General features: G+C 72.0%; 13 protein-coding genes, 1 pseudogene and 1 riboswitch. Of the genes and pseudogenes, 10 read left to right on the top strand and 4 right to left on the bottom strand.

The genetic code is table 11. The features are described from left to right. From VIU94_RS41210 to VIU94_RS41190, 5 genes and pseudogenes are all read left to right on the top strand, one after another. A partial coding sequence (locus VIU94_RS41210) for a toprim domain-containing protein (RefSeq protein WP_331920202.1) occupies positions 1-885 on the top strand: 885 nt, incomplete at its 5' end. 135 nt (positions 886-1,020) lie between these two features. Next, positions 1,021-1,347: a hypothetical protein gene (locus VIU94_RS41205; RefSeq protein ID WP_331920200.1), complete on the top strand. Its 327-nt coding sequence runs from the start codon at positions 1,021-1,023 to the stop codon at positions 1,345-1,347. Between the two features lie 38 nt (positions 1,348-1,385). Then, positions 1,386-1,556, top strand: a pseudogene (locus VIU94_RS41200) (response regulator transcription factor); the annotation flags it as partial. A 98-nt stretch (positions 1,557-1,654) separates the two neighbouring features. Beyond that, positions 1,655-2,191: a DUF485 domain-containing protein gene (locus tag VIU94_RS41195; RefSeq protein ID WP_331920198.1), complete on the top strand. Its 537-nt coding sequence runs from the start codon at positions 1,655-1,657 to the stop codon at positions 2,189-2,191. Beyond that, positions 2,188-3,786 (top strand): monocarboxylic acid transporter, encoded by a 1,599-nt coding sequence (locus VIU94_RS41190; protein WP_331920196.1) that lies wholly within the window; start codon positions 2,188-2,190, stop codon positions 3,784-3,786. Before VIU94_RS41195 ends, VIU94_RS41190 begins: the two co-directional genes overlap by 4 nt. Before the next feature lie 50 nt (positions 3,787-3,836). Here the strand turns inward: VIU94_RS41190 and VIU94_RS41185 are convergent, their stop codons facing one another. Then, a complete protein-coding gene (locus tag VIU94_RS41185) occupies positions 3,837-4,517 on the bottom strand; it encodes a response regulator (protein WP_331920194.1) in 681 nt (226 codons plus the stop codon). Next, complete coding sequence (locus VIU94_RS41180) at positions 4,514-6,238, bottom strand: sensor histidine kinase (RefSeq protein ID WP_331920192.1); 1,725 nt, start codon at positions 6,236-6,238, stop codon at positions 4,514-4,516. The genes VIU94_RS41185 and VIU94_RS41180 overlap by 4 nt, the downstream gene beginning before the upstream one ends. A gap of 146 nt (positions 6,239-6,384) precedes the next feature. Here VIU94_RS41180 and VIU94_RS41175 point away from each other — a divergent pair, with 146 nt between their 5' ends. Then, positions 6,385-7,434 (top strand): CobW family GTP-binding protein, encoded by a 1,050-nt coding sequence (locus tag VIU94_RS41175; protein ID WP_331920190.1) that lies wholly within the window; start codon positions 6,385-6,387, stop codon positions 7,432-7,434. Positions 7,435-7,479: 45 nt separating this feature from the next. Here the strand turns inward: VIU94_RS41175 and VIU94_RS41170 are convergent, their stop codons facing one another. After that, complete coding sequence (locus VIU94_RS41170; protein WP_331920188.1) at positions 7,480-9,936, bottom strand: DNA gyrase/topoisomerase IV subunit A; 2,457 nt, start codon at positions 9,934-9,936, stop codon at positions 7,480-7,482. A 180-nt stretch (positions 9,937-10,116) separates the two neighbouring features. Between VIU94_RS41170 and VIU94_RS41165 the strand changes: the two genes are divergently transcribed. From VIU94_RS41165 to VIU94_RS41150, 4 genes are all read left to right on the top strand, one after another. After that, positions 10,117-11,475 (top strand): M16 family metallopeptidase, encoded by a 1,359-nt coding sequence (locus VIU94_RS41165; RefSeq protein ID WP_331920186.1) that lies wholly within the window; start codon positions 10,117-10,119, stop codon positions 11,473-11,475. Between the two features lie 26 nt (positions 11,476-11,501). Beyond that, positions 11,502-12,869 carry a M16 family metallopeptidase gene (locus tag VIU94_RS41160; protein WP_331920213.1) on the top strand — a complete coding sequence of 456 codons (1,368 nt, stop codon included), beginning with the start codon at positions 11,502-11,504 and terminating at the stop codon, positions 12,867-12,869. A gap of 211 nt (positions 12,870-13,080) precedes the next feature. Then, positions 13,081-13,243: riboswitch (cyclic di-AMP (ydaO/yuaA leader) on the top strand. Positions 13,244-13,256: 13 nt separating this feature from the next. Continuing rightward, the gene (locus tag VIU94_RS41155; RefSeq protein ID WP_331920184.1) at positions 13,257-14,027 is read left to right on the top strand and encodes a M23 family metallopeptidase; all 771 of its coding nucleotides are present in this window, start codon (positions 13,257-13,259) and stop codon (positions 14,025-14,027) included. 190 nt (positions 14,028-14,217) lie between these two features. Beyond that, entirely contained in the window at positions 14,218-14,901 is a 684-nt protein-coding gene (locus VIU94_RS41150; RefSeq protein WP_331920182.1) for a GntR family transcriptional regulator, read from the top strand. Positions 14,902-15,184: 283 nt separating this feature from the next. Here the strand turns inward: VIU94_RS41150 and VIU94_RS41145 are convergent, their stop codons facing one another. Continuing rightward, complete coding sequence (locus VIU94_RS41145) at positions 15,185-15,466, bottom strand: HPr family phosphocarrier protein (protein WP_331920180.1); 282 nt, start codon at positions 15,464-15,466, stop codon at positions 15,185-15,187. Positions 15,467-15,569 lie beyond the last annotated feature (103 nt).

The raw sequence follows: 15,569 nt of genomic DNA, 5'->3' as shown, positions 1-15,569 counted from the left end.
GAGCTCAAGGCGTTTCTGACGTCCACGAAGCGGGACGCGGCGGCGCAGGCCCGGGTCGTCATGGAGAAGGCGGTCGCTGCCGCACGCACGCGTATCGCGGCCCGCCAGCACAAGGACGCGCAGCGCCGGAAGACGGCCCTGGAGACCTCGTCGCTGCCCGCCAAGCTCGCCGACTGCCGCAGCGACGACGTCGACCGCAGCGAGCTGTTCATCGTCGAGGGAGACTCCGCGCTCGGCACCGCCAAGCTCGCCCGGAACTCCGAGTTCCAGGCGCTGCTGCCGATCCGCGGCAAGATCCTCAACGTCCAGAAGTCGTCCGTCTCGGACATGCTGAAGAACGCCGAGTGCGGCGCGATCATCCAGGTCATAGGAGCCGGCTCGGGCCGCACCTTCGACATCGACGCGGCCCGCTACGGCAAGATCGTCCTGCTCGTCGACGCCGACGTCGACGGCGCGCACATCCGCTGCCTGCTGCTCACCCTGTTCCAGCGCTACATGCGGCCGATGGTCGAGGCCGGACGCGTCTTCGCGGCCGTCCCGCCGCTGCACCGCATCGAGCTGGTCCAGCCCAAGAAGGGCCAGGACAAGTACGTCTACACGTACTCGGACAACGAGCTGCGGCAGACCCTGCTGGAGTTCCAGCGCAAGGGCGTCCGCTACAAGGACGCGATCCAGCGCTACAAGGGTCTCGGCGAGATGGACGCGGACCAGCTGGCGGAGACCACGATGGACCCCCGGCACCGCACCCTGCGCCGGATCAACATCGGCGACCTGGAGGCGTCCGAGCAGGTCTTCGACCTGCTCATGGGCAACGACGTCGCGCCCCGCAAGGAGTTCATCACCAGCTCCGCGGCGACCCTGGACCGCTCGCGCATCGACGCCTGAGTCCGGCGGCCGCGGGACCCACGCGTCCGGCCGCCGCCGCTCCTCCACCCGGGGGTGGAGCCTCCGGCTCCATCCACAGGGCGATCACTGTGTCCCCCTCCCGCCGTAGCATCGAGGCGACGGAGGGGGACCGGGATGGGGGAGATCGCAGCCGCCGGCCGGCGGTTCGTCTGGCCGACGCGCGAGGCGCTGAGCCGGGTCGGCGTGCCCCGGGGGCGTGACGTCCTGGACTGCGTGCTGGTCACCGGGCTCGCCGCCTGGACGCTGATCAGCGCGTACCTCTCCGGGGCGTTCCCCGGCGCGTACGGGGTGCTGCCGCCGCTCGGCCTCGCCGTGTGCGCGACGGCCGCCGCCCTCTTCCACCGCACCACCCTCGGCCATCGCCTGCTGCCCTCGCTGGGCCTGCTGGCCATCTGGAGGCCGCACGGCTCCAGATCGAGGCCGGCGCGGACCGCGAGGTGATCCTCCAACGGGTGGTGGCGGCCCGCTCCATGGCCCGGGACGGGCTCTCCAACCAGGAGATCGCCGGGCAGCTGCGCATTTCCACGGTCACCGTGAAGACCCACATCAACAAACTCTTCGCCAAGACCGGGGTGTGCGAACGGGCGCGGGCGGCCCGGTACGCGTATCAGCACGGCCTTGTCAGGCCACCCGGGAGTTCCATCACCTGATGGGGTGAAGTGACCGGGGAGAAGAGTCCTGGATCTTCCCGCTCTGTCCATCCTTGGGCACGCGGCCGAAACGGTTCGCTGACAAGGAGAGTTCACGGGTGGAGAAGCAGGAAGGGCCGAGCGCCCCGGCGGGGCGGATCGACGACCCCTGGTACGACGCGCTCGCGTCCGGATGGGGAGAGCCGGCCGCCACGGCCGCTGCCGACCCGGCCACCGGACCGCCCGGTCGCGTGCCGGGCCAGGAGGCCCACACCGCCGCCGACATCTACCTGGAGGTGCAGCGCAGCGCCGCCTTCCAGGAAGTGCGCGGCCGCTACCGGCGGTTCGTCTTCCCGGCGGCCGTCGCCTTCCTGCTCTGGTACCTCGTCTACCTCGTCGCGGCGACCGTGGCGCCGGAGCTGATGGCCCGGCCCGTGGCCGGGGCCGTGAACGTGGCGATGGTCGCCGGACTCGGCCAGTTCCTCAGCACCTTCCTGCTGACCTGGGCGTACGCCCGGCACGCCCGGCTGCGCCGGGACCCGGCGGCGCTCGAACTGCGCTGGGACACCCAGGAGATGACCCGAGGAGCGGCACGAGGGGCGACGTCGGGAACTCCGGCACAGTCGGCAACTCCGGCACAGGGGACGGCGCAGTGAGCAGCGACCATCAGGCCCTGGCGCTGGTGCTGTTCAGCGCGTTCGTCGCGGTCACCCTGGCGATCACCACCTGGGTGAGCCGGAACCGGCGCGGCTCGGCGGAGGAGTTCTACGCCGGCGGCCGGCTGTTCTCGCCCATGGAGAACGGATTCGCCATCGCCGGCGACTACATGTCCGCCGCGTCCTTCCTCGGCATCTCCGGACTGATCGCCCTCTTCGGCTACGACGGCATGCTCTACTCCGTCGGCTTCCTGGTCGCCTGGCTGGTCGTGCTGCTCCTCGTCGCCGAACTCGTCCGCAACTGCGGCCGGTTCACCCTCGCCGACGTCGTCGCCGCCCGCATGGCCGAACGCCCCGTGCGCATCGCGGCCGGCACGTCCTCCGTCACCGTCTCCGTGCTCTACCTGGTGGCGCAGATGGTCGGCGCGGGCAGCCTGGTGGCCCTGCTGCTCGGCGGAACCAGCGGCGCCGCCCGCTCGTGGACCGTGATCGGCGTCGGCGCGCTGATGGTGATCTACGTGTCCCTGGGCGGGATGCGCGCCACCACCTGGATCCAGATCGTCAAGGCCGTGCTGCTCATGGCGGGCGCGATCGCACTCACTGTGCTCGTCCTGGTGCGCTTCGACGGCGACTTCGGCCGGCTGCTCACCACCGCCGCCGAACGTAGCGGCCACGGGACGGATTTCCTCGGGCCCGGCCTGCGCTACGGCGGGGACTGGACCGCGCGCCTTGACTTCATCAGCCTCGGACTGGCGCTCGTCCTCGGCACCGCCGGTCTGCCGCACATCCTGTCCCGCTTCTACACCGTGCCGACCGCGGCGGCGGCCCGCCGCTCGGTCGTCTGGTCGATCGGCCTGATCGGCGGCTTCTACCTGATGACGATCGTCCTCGGCTTCGGCGCGGCCGCGATCATCGGCCCGGACGCCGTCCGCGCGTCCAACGCCGCGGGCAACACCGCCGTGCCGCTGCTCGCCCTCGACCTCGGCGGCGGCGCGGGAACAAGCGGCGGCACCGTCCTCTTCGCGATCGTCGCCGCCATCGCCTTCGCCACGATCCTCGCCGTCGTCGCGGGCATCACCCTCGCCTCGTCCGCCTCCGTCGCCCACGACCTGTACGCCTCGCTGCGCAGCCGTCGCGCCGGGGCGAAGCCGTACAGCGAGGTCGCGGTCGCCCGGGCCGCCGCCGTCGGGATCGGTGTGGCCGCGATCGGCCTCGGCCTGCTCGCCCGCGACCTGAACGTGGCGTTCCTGGTCGGCCTCGCCTTTGCGGTGGCCGCGTCCTCAAACCTGCCGGTGCTGCTGTACTCGCTGTTCTGGCGGAACTTCACCACGCGCGGCGCGGTCTGGTCGGTGTACGGCGGACTGATCCCGGCCGTCCTGCTCGTGGTGCTCTCGCCGGTCGTCTCCGGCAGCCCCGAGGCGCTGTTCCCCGGCGTGGACTTCCACGTCTTCCCGTTGCAGAACCCCGGAGTCGTCTCCATCCCACTGGGCTTCCTGGCCGGGTGGATCGGCACCGTCACCTCGACCGAGGCCCCGGACGCGGCGAAGCACGCGGAGACCGAGGTCAGGGCGCTCACGGGGGCGGGCGCGGTGTGACGGCCGGGGGGGGGCGGGTCGCTGGGGGCGGCTTCTCAGACGGACGAGGCTCAGACGGACGAGACCCAGACGTACCGGTGCTCGGGCCGGCCCGTCTCGCCGTACTTGAGCGACAGCCGCACCCGGCCCGAGCGTTCCAGGAGCTTGAGATAGCGCTGGGCGGTCTGCCGACTCACACCCGCCCGCTCCGCGATGTCCTGCGTGGACAGCGCCCCGTCGGCGGACAGCAGGACCTGCCGGACCAGTTCGGCGGTCGTCGGCGAATGTCCCTTGGGCAGCTCGGGGGCGGTCGCCCCGGCGGACAGTGCCCCGAAGATCCGGTCGACCTCGGCCTGCTCCGCCTCGCCGCCGCCGTCGAGGGTGCGGCGCAGCCCCGCGTACGCCTCCAGCTTGGCGCGCAGGCCGGCGAAGGTGAACGGCTTGACCAGGTACTGCAGCGCGCCGTGACGCATCGCCGCCTGGACGGTCGCCACGTCGCGGGCCGCGGTCACCATGATCACGTCGGTGTGGCGGCCGTGCCGTCGCAGTTCGCGGACGACGCCGAGGCCGTTCCCGTCCGGCAGGTAGTGGTCGAGGAGGATCAGGTCCACGGCGGTGTCGTCGAGGCGGGCGAGGGCCTCGGCGGCGGAGTGGGCGGTCCCGGCGACGTGGAAGCCGGGAACCTTGCCGACGTACGCGGCGTTGATCTGCGCGACGCGCACATCGTCGTCCACGACCAGGACCTCGATCACCGGGACTCCTCGGTCGCGGCGGCGGGACTGGGGAACGGGCCCGTGCCCGCGGCGCTCCCGTCGGCGCCCTCGTCGGCGCCGGGCCGGTCTTCCGGCGCGTCCGTCAGGGCCTCCGGCAGTACGACGGTGAACTCGGCCCCGCCGTCCGCCGCCGCGCCGACCCGGGCGCTGCCGCCCTGACGCTCGGCGAGCCGGCGCACCAGGGGCAGTCCCAGCCCGCGTTTGCCGTGCGACGGCAGCTCCTTGGTCGTCCAGCCCTCGGTGAAGATCAGCTCCCGGCGCGCCTCCGGGACGCCCGGGCCGCTGTCGGTCACCCGCAGCACCGCCGTGCGGCCCTCCGCGTGCAGCGCGACCTCGATCCGGGCGTCAGCGGTGCCGGCGGCCGCATCCAGGGCGTTGTCGACGAGGTTGCCGACCACGGTGACCAGCTCGCGCGGGTCGACCACGCGGTCCGGCAGCAGGCTGCCGGGGGCGATCCGGAGCGAGACGCCCCGCTCGGCGGCCACGGTGGCCTTGCCGACCAGGAGAGCGGCGACCAGCGGGTCGTGGACCTTCTCGGTCACCTGCTCGGCGGTGGCCCGGTGCACGCCGACGACCTCGGTGACGAACTCGACGGCCTCGTCGTGCATCTCCAGCTCCAGCAGCCCGAGCAGGGTGTGCAGGCGGTTGGCGTGCTCGTGGTCCTGGGCGCGCAGGGCGTCGATGAGGCCACGCGTGGAGTCCAGCTCGCGGCCGAGCTGCTCCAGCTCGGTGCGGTCGCGCAGGGTGGCGACCGCGCCGCCGTCGTCGGTGGGCATCCGGTTGGCGATGAGCACGCGATGCCCGCGCACGGTCACCAGGTCCTCGCCGGTGACCCGGCCTGCCAGCACGTCGGTGGTGCGGCCCGCGCCCAGCACCTCGTCCAGCGGCCGCCCGGCCGCTTCGGGGCCCACGCCGAGGAGCCGCTGCGCCTCGTCGTTGATCAGCCGGACGCGGCCGGCCCGGTCGAGCGCGACGACGCCCTCGCGGATGCCGTGCAGCATCGCCTCACGCTCGGCGAGCAGCGCGGCGATGTCGGAGAAGGCCAGGTCGCGGGTCTGGCGCTGGAGGCGGCGGGAGATCAGGTACGCGGCGAGCGCGCCGACGGCCAGGGCGCCGCCGGCGTACGCGAGCAGCCCGGGGATCGCGGCCAGCAGCCGGTCGCGGACGCTGTCGTACTCGATGCCCACGGAGACGGCGCCCACGATGCGCCCGTCGCCGTCCCTCAGCGGGGCCTTGCCGCGCGCGGAGCGGCCCAGGGTGCCGCTGTCGATCTCCATGACCTCGTGGCCCGCGAGCGCGGCGCTGGGGTCGGTGGAGACGACCCTGCCGATCTGGGCGGGGTCGGTGTGCGACCAGCGCACGCCCCGGGTGTCCATCACGACCACGTACTCGGCCCCGGTGGTCCGCCGGATCCGCTCGGCCTCGGCCTGCACCGGCCCGGCTGCGCTGGGCGGCGTGCCGACCACGTCGGCCGCGACGCGCGGCGTCCCGGTCGTCTCGGCGATGGCGAGCGCGCGGCGCATGGCCTGGTCGTCGAGCTGGGCGCTCAGCGGGGCCAGGAAGAGCCCGGTGGCCAGCACGGTGACGCCGGTGGCGATGGCCAGCTGCATGAGCAGGACCTGCGAGAACATCCGCCGCGGCCAGCCCAGCCGACGCCGCCGGACGGCGGGCGGCGGGGGAGCTGCGGCGGGTGAGGTCATGGGAGGAACGGTAAAGGCCAGGGGAGGGCGACCGGAAATCTCGGACAAGATCGGCCCTTCAGAGCCCCCGCCTATCCTGGAGGGCCTGCCCAGGGCCTGCCCTCGGCAGGCAGAGAACCGCACCAGCCAGCGAAAGGCGCAGCTCTTTGAGCACGCAGCAGATTCCCGTGATCGTCCTCGCGGGATTCCTCGGCTCCGGCAAGACCACCCTGCTCAACCATCTGCTGCGCAGTTCCCGCGGCACCCGCATCGGGGTCATGGTCAACGACTTCGGCGACATCGGCATCGACGCGATGACCGTGGCCGGTCAGGTCGGCTCCACGGTGTCGCTCGGCAACGGGTGCCTGTGCTGTGCCGTCGACGCGAGCGAGCTCGATACATACCTGGAGGTGCTCACCCGCCCCGAGGTCGGCCTCGACGTGATCGTGATCGAGGCCAGCGGGCTCGCCGAGCCGCAGGAGCTGGTCCGGATGGTGCTGGCCAGCGAGAACGAGCGGATCGTCTACGGCGGCCTGGTGCAGGTCGTGGACGCGGCCGAGTTCGACGCCACCCGGGACCGGCACCCGGAGACCGACCGCCATCTGGCCATCGCCGACCTCGTCGTCGTCAACAAGGCCGACCGGGTCGGCGAGGAGGAGCTGACGGCCGTGCGCGAGGCGGTCGGCCGGCTCGCGGGGCGCGCGGCGGTGATCACCGCCGCGTACGGCCGGCTCGACCCGGAGCTGCTCTTCGACCGAGTGGCGCCCGAGGGCGAGATCGAGGGGCAGATGTCCATCGAGGACATCCTGTACGCGGACGAGGACGCCCACGCGCATCCGCACGCCGCCTACGAGACGCTCTCGCACGCCTCCGACGTCCCGGTGCACCCGCGCCGCCTCATGACGTTCCTCGACTCCCGGCCCGAGGGCCTCTACCGGATCAAGGGCTTCGTCGACTTCGGCGCCGCCGACCCGGCCAACCGCTACACCGTGCACGCGGTCGGCCGCTTCCTGCGCTTCTACCCCGAGCCTTGGCCGCCCGGCGAGGAACGCCTCACCCAGCTCGTCCTCATCGGCTCCGACATCGACGCCGCAGCCCTCCGCAAGGCCCTGGCCGCCTGCGAACAGAACGGCCCGCAGGACACCCCCGACGAACAGAGCATGTGGGGCGTCCTGCGCTACGCACCTCGCACCGAGGACGAGCCGGCCGAGTCCTGACCGACTAGGGCCTGTCCGGCGGATCATGGCCGGGGCCGCGAGGCCCTAGCTCGCCGGGCCCGCCAGTACCGCCACCGGCTTTGCCAAGGGGGTGCCTGAGCCGTCTCGGCGGGGGTCGATGGTCGGGAGGTCCGTCGGGGTGCCGTTCTGCTGGGCGGCGTGGGCGGGGGTTGCGCCGGCCCAGGCCAGGAGCAGGATGTCCTCGCCCTTCAGGAAGCGCTGGCAGCGGACGCCGCCGGTGGCGCGGCCCTTGCGGGGGTACTGGTCGAACGGGGTCAGCTTCGCCGACGTGGCGGACGAGGCGTCCAGGGTGCCGGTCGCGCCGGCGACCGTGAACACGACCGCGTCCGCCGCCGGGTCCACCGCGGTGAACGAGATGACCTCCGCGCCCTCGGCGAGCTTGATGCCCGCCATGCCGCCCGCCGGGCGGCCCTGCGGCCGCACCTGCGAGGCCTGGAAGCGCAGCAGCTGCGCGTCGGTGGTGATGAAGACCAGGTCCTCCTCGCCGGTGCGCAGTTCGGTCGCGCCGACGATCCGGTCACCGTCCTTGAGGGTGATGACCTCCAGCTCGTCCTTGTTGGCCGGATAGTCCGGCACGACGCGCTTCACCACGCCCTGCAGCGTGCCGAGCGCCAGGCCCGGCGAGGACTCGTCGAGGGTGGTCAGGCAGACCACCGTCTCGTCCGCCTCCAGGGACAGGAACTCCGCGATCGGCGCGCCGCCCGCGAGATTCGGCGCGGCCGCCGTGTCCGGGAGCTGCGGCAGGTCGATCACCGACAGCCGCAGCAGCCGCCCGGCCGAGGTCACCGCGCCGACGTCGCCGCGCTGGGTGGCCGGCACCGCCGAGACGATCACGTCGTGCTTGGCCCGCTTGCCGTCCTCGGCGGCCGACAGCTCCGCCGTCGCCGTACGGGCCAGCAGGCCGGTGGAGGAGAGCAGCACCCGGCACGGGTCGTCCGCGACCTGCAGGGCCACCGCCGCGACCGGCGCGCCAGCCGACTCGAGGAGGACCGTGCGCCGGTCGGTGCCGAACTTCTTCGCCACCGCGGCCAGTTCGGCCGAGACCAGCTTGCGCAGCTCCGCGTCCGACTCCAGGATCTTCGTCAGCTCGTCGATCTCGCCGGTGAGCCGGTCGCGCTCGGTCTCCAGCTCCAGGCGGTCGAACTTGGTGAGCCGGCGCAGCGGGGTGTCCAGGATGTACTGCGTCTGGATCTCGCTCAGCGAGAAGCGCTCCATCAGGCGCTCCTTCGCCTGCGCCGAGTTGTCGCTCTCCCGGATCAGCCGGATGACCTCGTCGATGTCCAGCAGGGCGACCAGCAGACCCAGGACCAGGTGCAGCCGGTCCCGCTTCTTGCCGCGGCGGAACTCGGAGCGGCGCCGGACCACGTCGAAGCGGTGGTCCAGGTAGACCTCCAGGAGCTCCTTCAGGCCCAGCGTCAGCGGCTGGCCGTCGACCAGCGCCACGTTGTTGATGCCGAAGGACTCCTCCATGGGCGTCAGCTTGTACAGCTGCTCCAGGACCGCCTCGGGCACGAAGCCGTTCTTCACCTCGATGACCAGCCGCAGGCCGTGGGCCCGGTCGGTGAGGTCCTTGACGTCGGCGATGCCCTGGAGCTTCTTCGAGCCGACCAGGTCCTTGATCTTGGAGACGACCTTCTCCGGGCCGACCGTGAACGGCAGTTCCGTGACGACGATGCCCTTGCGGCGCGGCGTCACGTTCTCGATCGACGTCGTGGCGCGGATCTTGAAGGTGCCGCGGCCGGACTCGTACGCGTCCTTGATCCCGGACAGGCCGACGATCCGGCCGCCGGTCGGCAGGTCCGGGCCGGGCACGAAGCGCATCAGCGCCTCGAGGTCCGCGTGCGGGTACCGGATCAGGTGCCGGGCGGCGGCGATCACCTCGCCCAGGTTGTGCGGCGGCATGTTCGTCGCCATGCCGACGGCGATCCCGGACGCGCCGTTGACCAGGAGGTTCGGGTACGCCGCCGGCAGCGTCACCGGCTCCTGCTCCTGGCCGTCGTAGTTCGGGGAGAAGTCGACGGTGTCCTCGTCGATCGACTCCGTCATCATCAGCGCCGCGGCGGCCATCTTGGACTCGGTGTACCGCATCGCGGCCGGCGGGTCGTCGTTGCCGAGCGAGCCGAAGTTGCCGTGACCGTCGACCAGCGGGAGTCGCATGGAGAACGGCTGCGCCATGCGCACCAGCGCGTCGTAGATCGACGCGTCGCCGTGTGGGTGCAGCTTGCCCATGACCTCGCCGACGACGCGGGCGCACTTCACGTACCCCCGGTCGGGGCGCAGCCCCATCTCGGACATCTGGTAGACGATGCGGCGCTGCACCGGCTTCATGCCGTCGCGTGCGTCGGGCAGGGCCCGCGAGTAGATCACCGAGTACGCGTACTCGAGGAAGGAGCCCTGCATCTCGTCGACGACGTCGATGTCGAGGATCCTCTCCTCGAACGCGTCTTCCGGCGGCGGTGTCTTCGTGCTGCGGCGGGCCATCGCGGCTGCGGCTCCTTACCAACAAGGTTGATCTGACGCGGACCATTGTGGACCGTCCCACCGACAGTGCCGACCGCGACCCGGAAGAGGGACAGTCCGATGCGGCGGGAACTTCGCGAGGTGCCGGTGCGCTTGCATACAGTGGCAGGACTTTGCCACATCGCGATCGAAGGGACGTACATGCCCATGGGTCACACGGCCACAGCCCAGGCCGGCTCCGGCGGCCTGACAGCAACCGAGCACCGGCTGGCCAACGGCCTGCGCGTGGTGCTCTCCGAGGACCACCTGACCCCGGTCGCCGCGGTCTGCCTCTGGTACGACGTCGGCTCGCGCCACGAGGTCCCGGGCCGCACCGGCCTCGCGCACCTCTTCGAGCACCTGATGTTCCAGGGCTCGAAGCAGGTCTCGGGCAACGGGCACTTCGAGCTGGTGCAGGGCGCCGGCGGCTCGCTCAACGGCACCACGAGCTTCGAGCGCACCAACTACTTCGAGACCATGCCCACGCACCAGCTGGAGCTGGCGCTGTGGCTGGAGGCCGACCGCATGGGCTCGCTGCTGGCGGCCCTGGACGACGAGTCCATGGAGAACCAGCGCGACGTCGTCAAGAACGAGCGCCGCCAGCGCTACGACAACGTGCCGTACGGCACCGCCTTCGAGAAGCTCACCGCGCTCGCCTACCCCGAGGGCCACCCGTACCACCACACCCCGATCGGCTCCATGGCCGACCTGGACGCCGCCACCCTCGAGGACGCCCGGAACTTCTTCCGCACCTACTACGCGCCGAACAACGCGGTGCTGTCGGTCGTCGGCGACATCGACCCCGCGCAGACCCTCGCCTGGATCGAGAAGTACTTCGGCTCCATCCCCTCGCACGACGGCAAGCAGCCGCCGCGCGACGGGACGCTCCCGGAGACGATCGGCGAGCAGCTGCGCGAGGTCGTCGAGGAGGAGGTGCCCGCCCGCGCGCTGATGGCCGCGTACCGCCTGCCGCACGACGGCACCCGTGAGTGCGACGCGGCCGACCTGGCCCTGACCGTCCTCGGCGGCGGCGAGTCCTCCCGGCTGCACAACCGGCTGGTCCGCCGCGACCGCACGGCCGTCGCGGCCGGCTTCGGCCTGCTGCGGCTGGCCGGCGCGCCCTCGCTCGGCTGGCTGGACGTGAAGACCTCCGGCGGCGTCGAGGTGCCGCTGATCGAGTCGGCCGTCGACGAGGAGCTGGCCCGGTTCGCCGCCGAGGGCCCGACGCCCGAGGAGATGGAGCGCGCCCAGGCGCAGTTGGAGCGCGAGTGGCTGGACCGGCTCGGCACGGTCGCCGGCCGCGCCGACGAACTGTGCCGGTTCGCGGTGCTGTTCGGCGACCCGCAGCTGGCGCTGACCGCCGTGAACCGGGTCCTGGACATCACCGCCGAGGAGGTGCAGGCGGTCGCCGCGGCCAAGCTGCGCCCCGACAACCGTGCGGTGCTGGTGTACGAGCCGGTCACCGCCGGCCAGGGCGACGGACAGAGCGACAGCGACGAGGAAGAGGGAGCCGACCAGTGAGCGACGCTGCCGCGTCTTTGACGAGCATGGAGTTCCACCCGCAGCCGCAGCCGGGCGCCGCCCGCCCGTGGGCCTTCCCGGCCCCCGAGCGCGGCGCGCTCGACAACGGGCTGACGGTGCTGCGCTGTCACCGCCCCGGCCAGCAGGTGGTGGCCGTCGAGATCTTCCTCGACGCCCCGCTGGAGGCCGAGCCGGCGGGCCTGGACGGCGTCGCCACGATCATGGCGCGAGCGCTGTCCGAGGGCACCGACAAGCACTCCGCCGAGGAGTTCGCCGCCGAGCTGGAGCGCTGCGGCGCCACGCTGGACGCGCACGCCGACCACCCGGGCGTACGGGTCTCCCTGGAGGTCCCGGTCTCCCGGCTGCCGAAGGCGCTGGGCCTGCTCTCCGAGGCGCTGCGCGCGCCCGCGTTCGTCGACACCGAGATCGAGCGCCTGGTGCGCAACCGGCTCGACGAGATCCCGCACGAGACGGCCAACCCGGCCCGCCGCGCGGCCAAGCAGCTCTCCAAGGAGCTGTTCCCGGCCAGTTCGCGCATGTCGCGGCCGCGCCAGGGCACCGAGGAGACCGTGGCCGCGATCGACGCGGCGGCCGTGCGCGCCTTCTACGAGGCGCACATCCGGCCCGCCACGGCCACCGCCGTGGTCGTCGGCGACCTCACCGGCGTCGACCTGGACGCCGTGCTGGCCGACACCATCGGCGACTGGAGCGGCGACACGGCCGAGCCGCGTCCGGTCCCGCCGATCACGGCCGACGACACGGGCCGCGTGGTCATCGTCGACCGCCCCGGTGCGGTCCAGACCCAGCTGCTGATCGGCCGCGTCGGCGCCGACCGACACGACCGCGTGTGGCCGGCCCAGGTGCTCGGCACGTACTGCCTCGGCGGCACCCTCACCTCCCGGCTCGACCGCGTGCTGCGCGAGGAGAAGGGATACACCTACGGTGTCCGGGCCTTCGGCCAGGTGCTCCGCTCGGACGGCCAGGGGCACGGCGCGTCGATGCTCGCCATCAGCGGCTCGATCGACACCCCCAACACCGGCCCGGCACTTGACGACCTGTGGAAGGTGCTGCGCACCCTCGCGGCCGACGGTCTGACGGACGCCGAGCGCGATGTGGCCGTGCAGAACCTGGTGGGCGTCGCGCCGCTCAAGTACGAGACCGCGGCCTCGGTCGCCGGCACCCTCGCCGACCAGGTCGAGCAGCACCTTCCGGACGATTTCCAGGCGCAGTTGTACGCGCGTCTCGCCGAGACGGGCACGGTCGAGGCGACGGCGGCCGTCGTCAACGCCTTCCCGGTGGACCGGCTGGTGACCGTCCTCGTCGGCGACGCCGCCGAGATCGAGGAGCCGGTGCGCGCGCTCGGCATCGGCGAAGTCACCGTCGTGACGGGCTGATTGAACCGAGCCAGAGGCCACGAGAGGCCCCGCGAGGACCCCGACGTCACGATACGTCGGGGTCCTCCCCTTTGTCCGGTTGATTGGAGAACGCGAGCCTATGCCCTGTGGGATGCGCTACAAACGGGCGTGTCTGTTTGGCGATTGAAAGATGGTCCGTTTAGCGTCGATCCGGCTGTTCGTCGGTTGCACACGCCGCATTCGCGGCAACGGACAGTCATCGCCGAGTCCCCGAAGGCGCGAGCCTGGGGAGCCGGGGACCCACTCAGTCCCTGGGGTGAATCGGACGCCTTCGCCGCCAGGCGGAGGGGCCCGTAGGAGACCTTCCTGCTCCGAACCCGTCAGCTAACCCGGTAGGCGAGAAGGAAGGAAAGGATCAGCCACTACATGGCGTTCACCCGTGCCACCGGGAAGCATCGTGGTCCGAGCCGTCTGGCGCGCCGCAGCGCGGGCATCGCCGGCGTCGCGACCCTCGCCACCACCGGCGTCATCGGAACCCTCGCCTCCCCGGCGCTCGCCGCCGACACGGAAGCCCGCGCCCTCGACGACACAGGCCTGACCCAGGCCATCAGCGTGGACTCGCTCGCGGACAGGATCAACGCTCAGGCCGCCGCCCAGGAGCAGGAGGCCTTCGAGGCCGCCGCCAAGGCGAAGGCCGAGGCCGAGGCGAAGCGCAAGGCCGAGGCCCGCGCCAAGAAGATCCGCGAGGAGAGGGAGCGTGCCGCCCGCGAGGCCGAGCGCAAGCGCCTCAACTCCTTCCGGCTGCCCGTCGCCGGCTCGCACGTCACCACCGGCTACAAGGCCGGCGGCGCGCTCTGGTCCTCCGGCAGCCACTCCGGCATCGACTTCCGCGCTCCCTCGGGCAGCACGGTCGTCGCCGTCGGCGCCGGCACCGTCGTCGAGGCCGGCTGGGGCGGCGCGTACGGCAACAACATCGTGATCCGGATGAACGACGGCACGTACACCCAGTACGGCCACCTGTCCGCGATCAGCGTCTCGGTCGGCCAGTCCGTCATGCCGGGCCAGCAGATAGGCGTCTCCGGCTCGACCGGCAACTCGACCGGCCCGCACCTCCACTTCGAGGCCCGCACCAGCCCCGACTACGGCTCCGACATCAACCCGGTCGCGTACCTGCGCGCCCGCGGCGTGAACGTCTGATCCTCGGATCCTCCCCGCCACGGAGAAAAGCCCCGGCTCGTACGGAGTCGGGGCTTTTTGGCGGCCAAAAGAGATCCATGGTTAACAGGTAGCCGTCGGAAATATCGCTCCGCTGCAATAGAGTCACCGAAGAGTCGGCGAACAAAGACCCGTCGGATGGGTTTCACGCAGATTAAGGCGGAGGTCGGACATGCGCATTCCCGCGCATTCGGTGTGCACGGCGATCCGGGACGACATCGTCTCCGGGGTCTTCGAGCGGGGCAGCCGGCTGACCGAGGAGCAGCTCGCCCAGCGGTACGGAGTCTCCCGCGTCCCGGTCCGCGAGGCGCTGCGCACCCTGGAGTCCGAGGGTTTCGTGGTGAGCCGCCGGCACGCGGGCGCGCATGTCGCCGAACCGACCGAGCAGGAGGCCGCCGACCTGCTGGACGTCCGCGCCCTGCTGGAGCCGTTGGGCGCCGCGCGGGCCGCCCACCGGCGCACCGAGGCGCACCTCAAGGTGCTGCGCGGCCTGGTCCGGCTGGGTCAGGAGCGGGCCCGGCGGGGCCAGGGCGAGGACCTGCGCTCGCTCGGCGGCTGGTTCCACGAGACCCTCGCGCAGGCCTCGGGCAGCCCCGCGCTCACCTCGCTGCTCACCCAGCTGCGGCACAAGATCGCCTGGATGTACGTCGTGGAGACCTCCAGCCGGCCGGTGGAGACCTGGGCGGAGCACGGAGCGATCGTGGACGCGGTGGCGCGCAGCGACGCGGAACGGGCCCGTTCGCTCACCGCGCTGCACGCCGAGCGCACCCTGTCGCTGCACCGGCTACGGCACCCCGATCGGGACCGTGTGAGGACTTCGCAACATGCAGTAAACACGGCGGGCTCCGCTCATTAACAGGCGGGCTGTATACAAAGACGTGGTATTCGGGACGGCGGAATTTCCGTCGGCCTGAATTCGTGCTGCCCGATTGTGGCGCCTGAACGCCTGCAGGGATGAATTCGCTCTTCCCGGAATACGAGAGCCGCCCCGCCGGAATTCCACGGCGGGGCGGCTCTCGATGTCGGGCGCGGGCCCGAGGTGATCAGACGGTGTCGGGCGCGGGCCCGAGGTGATCAGACGGTCTCGGGCGCGGGCCCGAGGTGAATCAGACGGTCTCGGGCGCCGGGCCCGAGGTGACTCAGACGGTCTCGGGCAGCTCGTCGAGGCCCTCGGCGACCAGCTTCGCCAGGCGGTCCAGGGCGACCTCGGCGCCGTCCGCGTCCGACGCGAGCACGATCTCCTCGCCGCCCTGCGCGCCCAGGCCGAGGACCGCGAGCATCGAGGCGGCGTTGACCGGGTTGCCGTCGGCCTTGGCGATCGTCACCGGAACGCCGGAGGCCGTTGTGGCGCGGACGAAGATGGAGGCGGGGCGGGCGTGCAGGCCCTCGGCCCAGCCGACGTTGACTCGGCGCTCTGCCATGGTGTTGCCCTTCGAGTCTCAGGGAGTTGTCTAGACCAGTCTCTCACGGCTCGCGAGGTGCTCGTGCCGACCCTCGTCCCCGTGTCGCCGGGCCCTCCGGTCC

The organism is Streptomyces sp., assembly GCF_036566765.1.
Classification (GTDB): domain Bacteria; phylum Actinomycetota; class Actinomycetes; order Streptomycetales; family Streptomycetaceae; genus Streptomyces.
Note: the sequence above shows the minus strand (reverse complement) of the source record. Positions and strands in the feature narration are given on the sequence as shown.

Excerpts from the sequence above, each read along its gene's own strand:
- VIU94_RS41205 (WP_331920200.1), top strand. The coding sequence starts at position 1,021 with ATGGGGGAGATCGCAGCCGCCGGCCGGCGGTTCGTCTGGCCGACGCGC.
- VIU94_RS41155 (WP_331920184.1), top strand. The coding sequence starts at position 13,257 with ATGGCGTTCACCCGTGCCACCGGGAAGCATCGTGGTCCGAGCCGTCTG.
- VIU94_RS41180 (WP_331920192.1), bottom strand. The coding sequence starts at position 6,238 with ATGACCTCACCCGCCGCAGCTCCCCCGCCGCCCGCCGTCCGGCGGCGT.
- VIU94_RS41160 (WP_331920213.1), top strand. The coding sequence starts at position 11,502 with ATGGAGTTCCACCCGCAGCCGCAGCCGGGCGCCGCCCGCCCGTGGGCC.
- VIU94_RS41165 (WP_331920186.1), top strand. The coding sequence starts at position 10,117 with ATGCCCATGGGTCACACGGCCACAGCCCAGGCCGGCTCCGGCGGCCTG.
- VIU94_RS41150 (WP_331920182.1), top strand. The coding sequence starts at position 14,218 with ATGCGCATTCCCGCGCATTCGGTGTGCACGGCGATCCGGGACGACATC.
- VIU94_RS41145 (WP_331920180.1), bottom strand. The coding sequence starts at position 15,466 with ATGGCAGAGCGCCGAGTCAACGTCGGCTGGGCCGAGGGCCTGCACGCC.
- VIU94_RS41170 (WP_331920188.1), bottom strand. The coding sequence starts at position 9,936 with ATGGCCCGCCGCAGCACGAAGACACCGCCGCCGGAAGACGCGTTCGAG.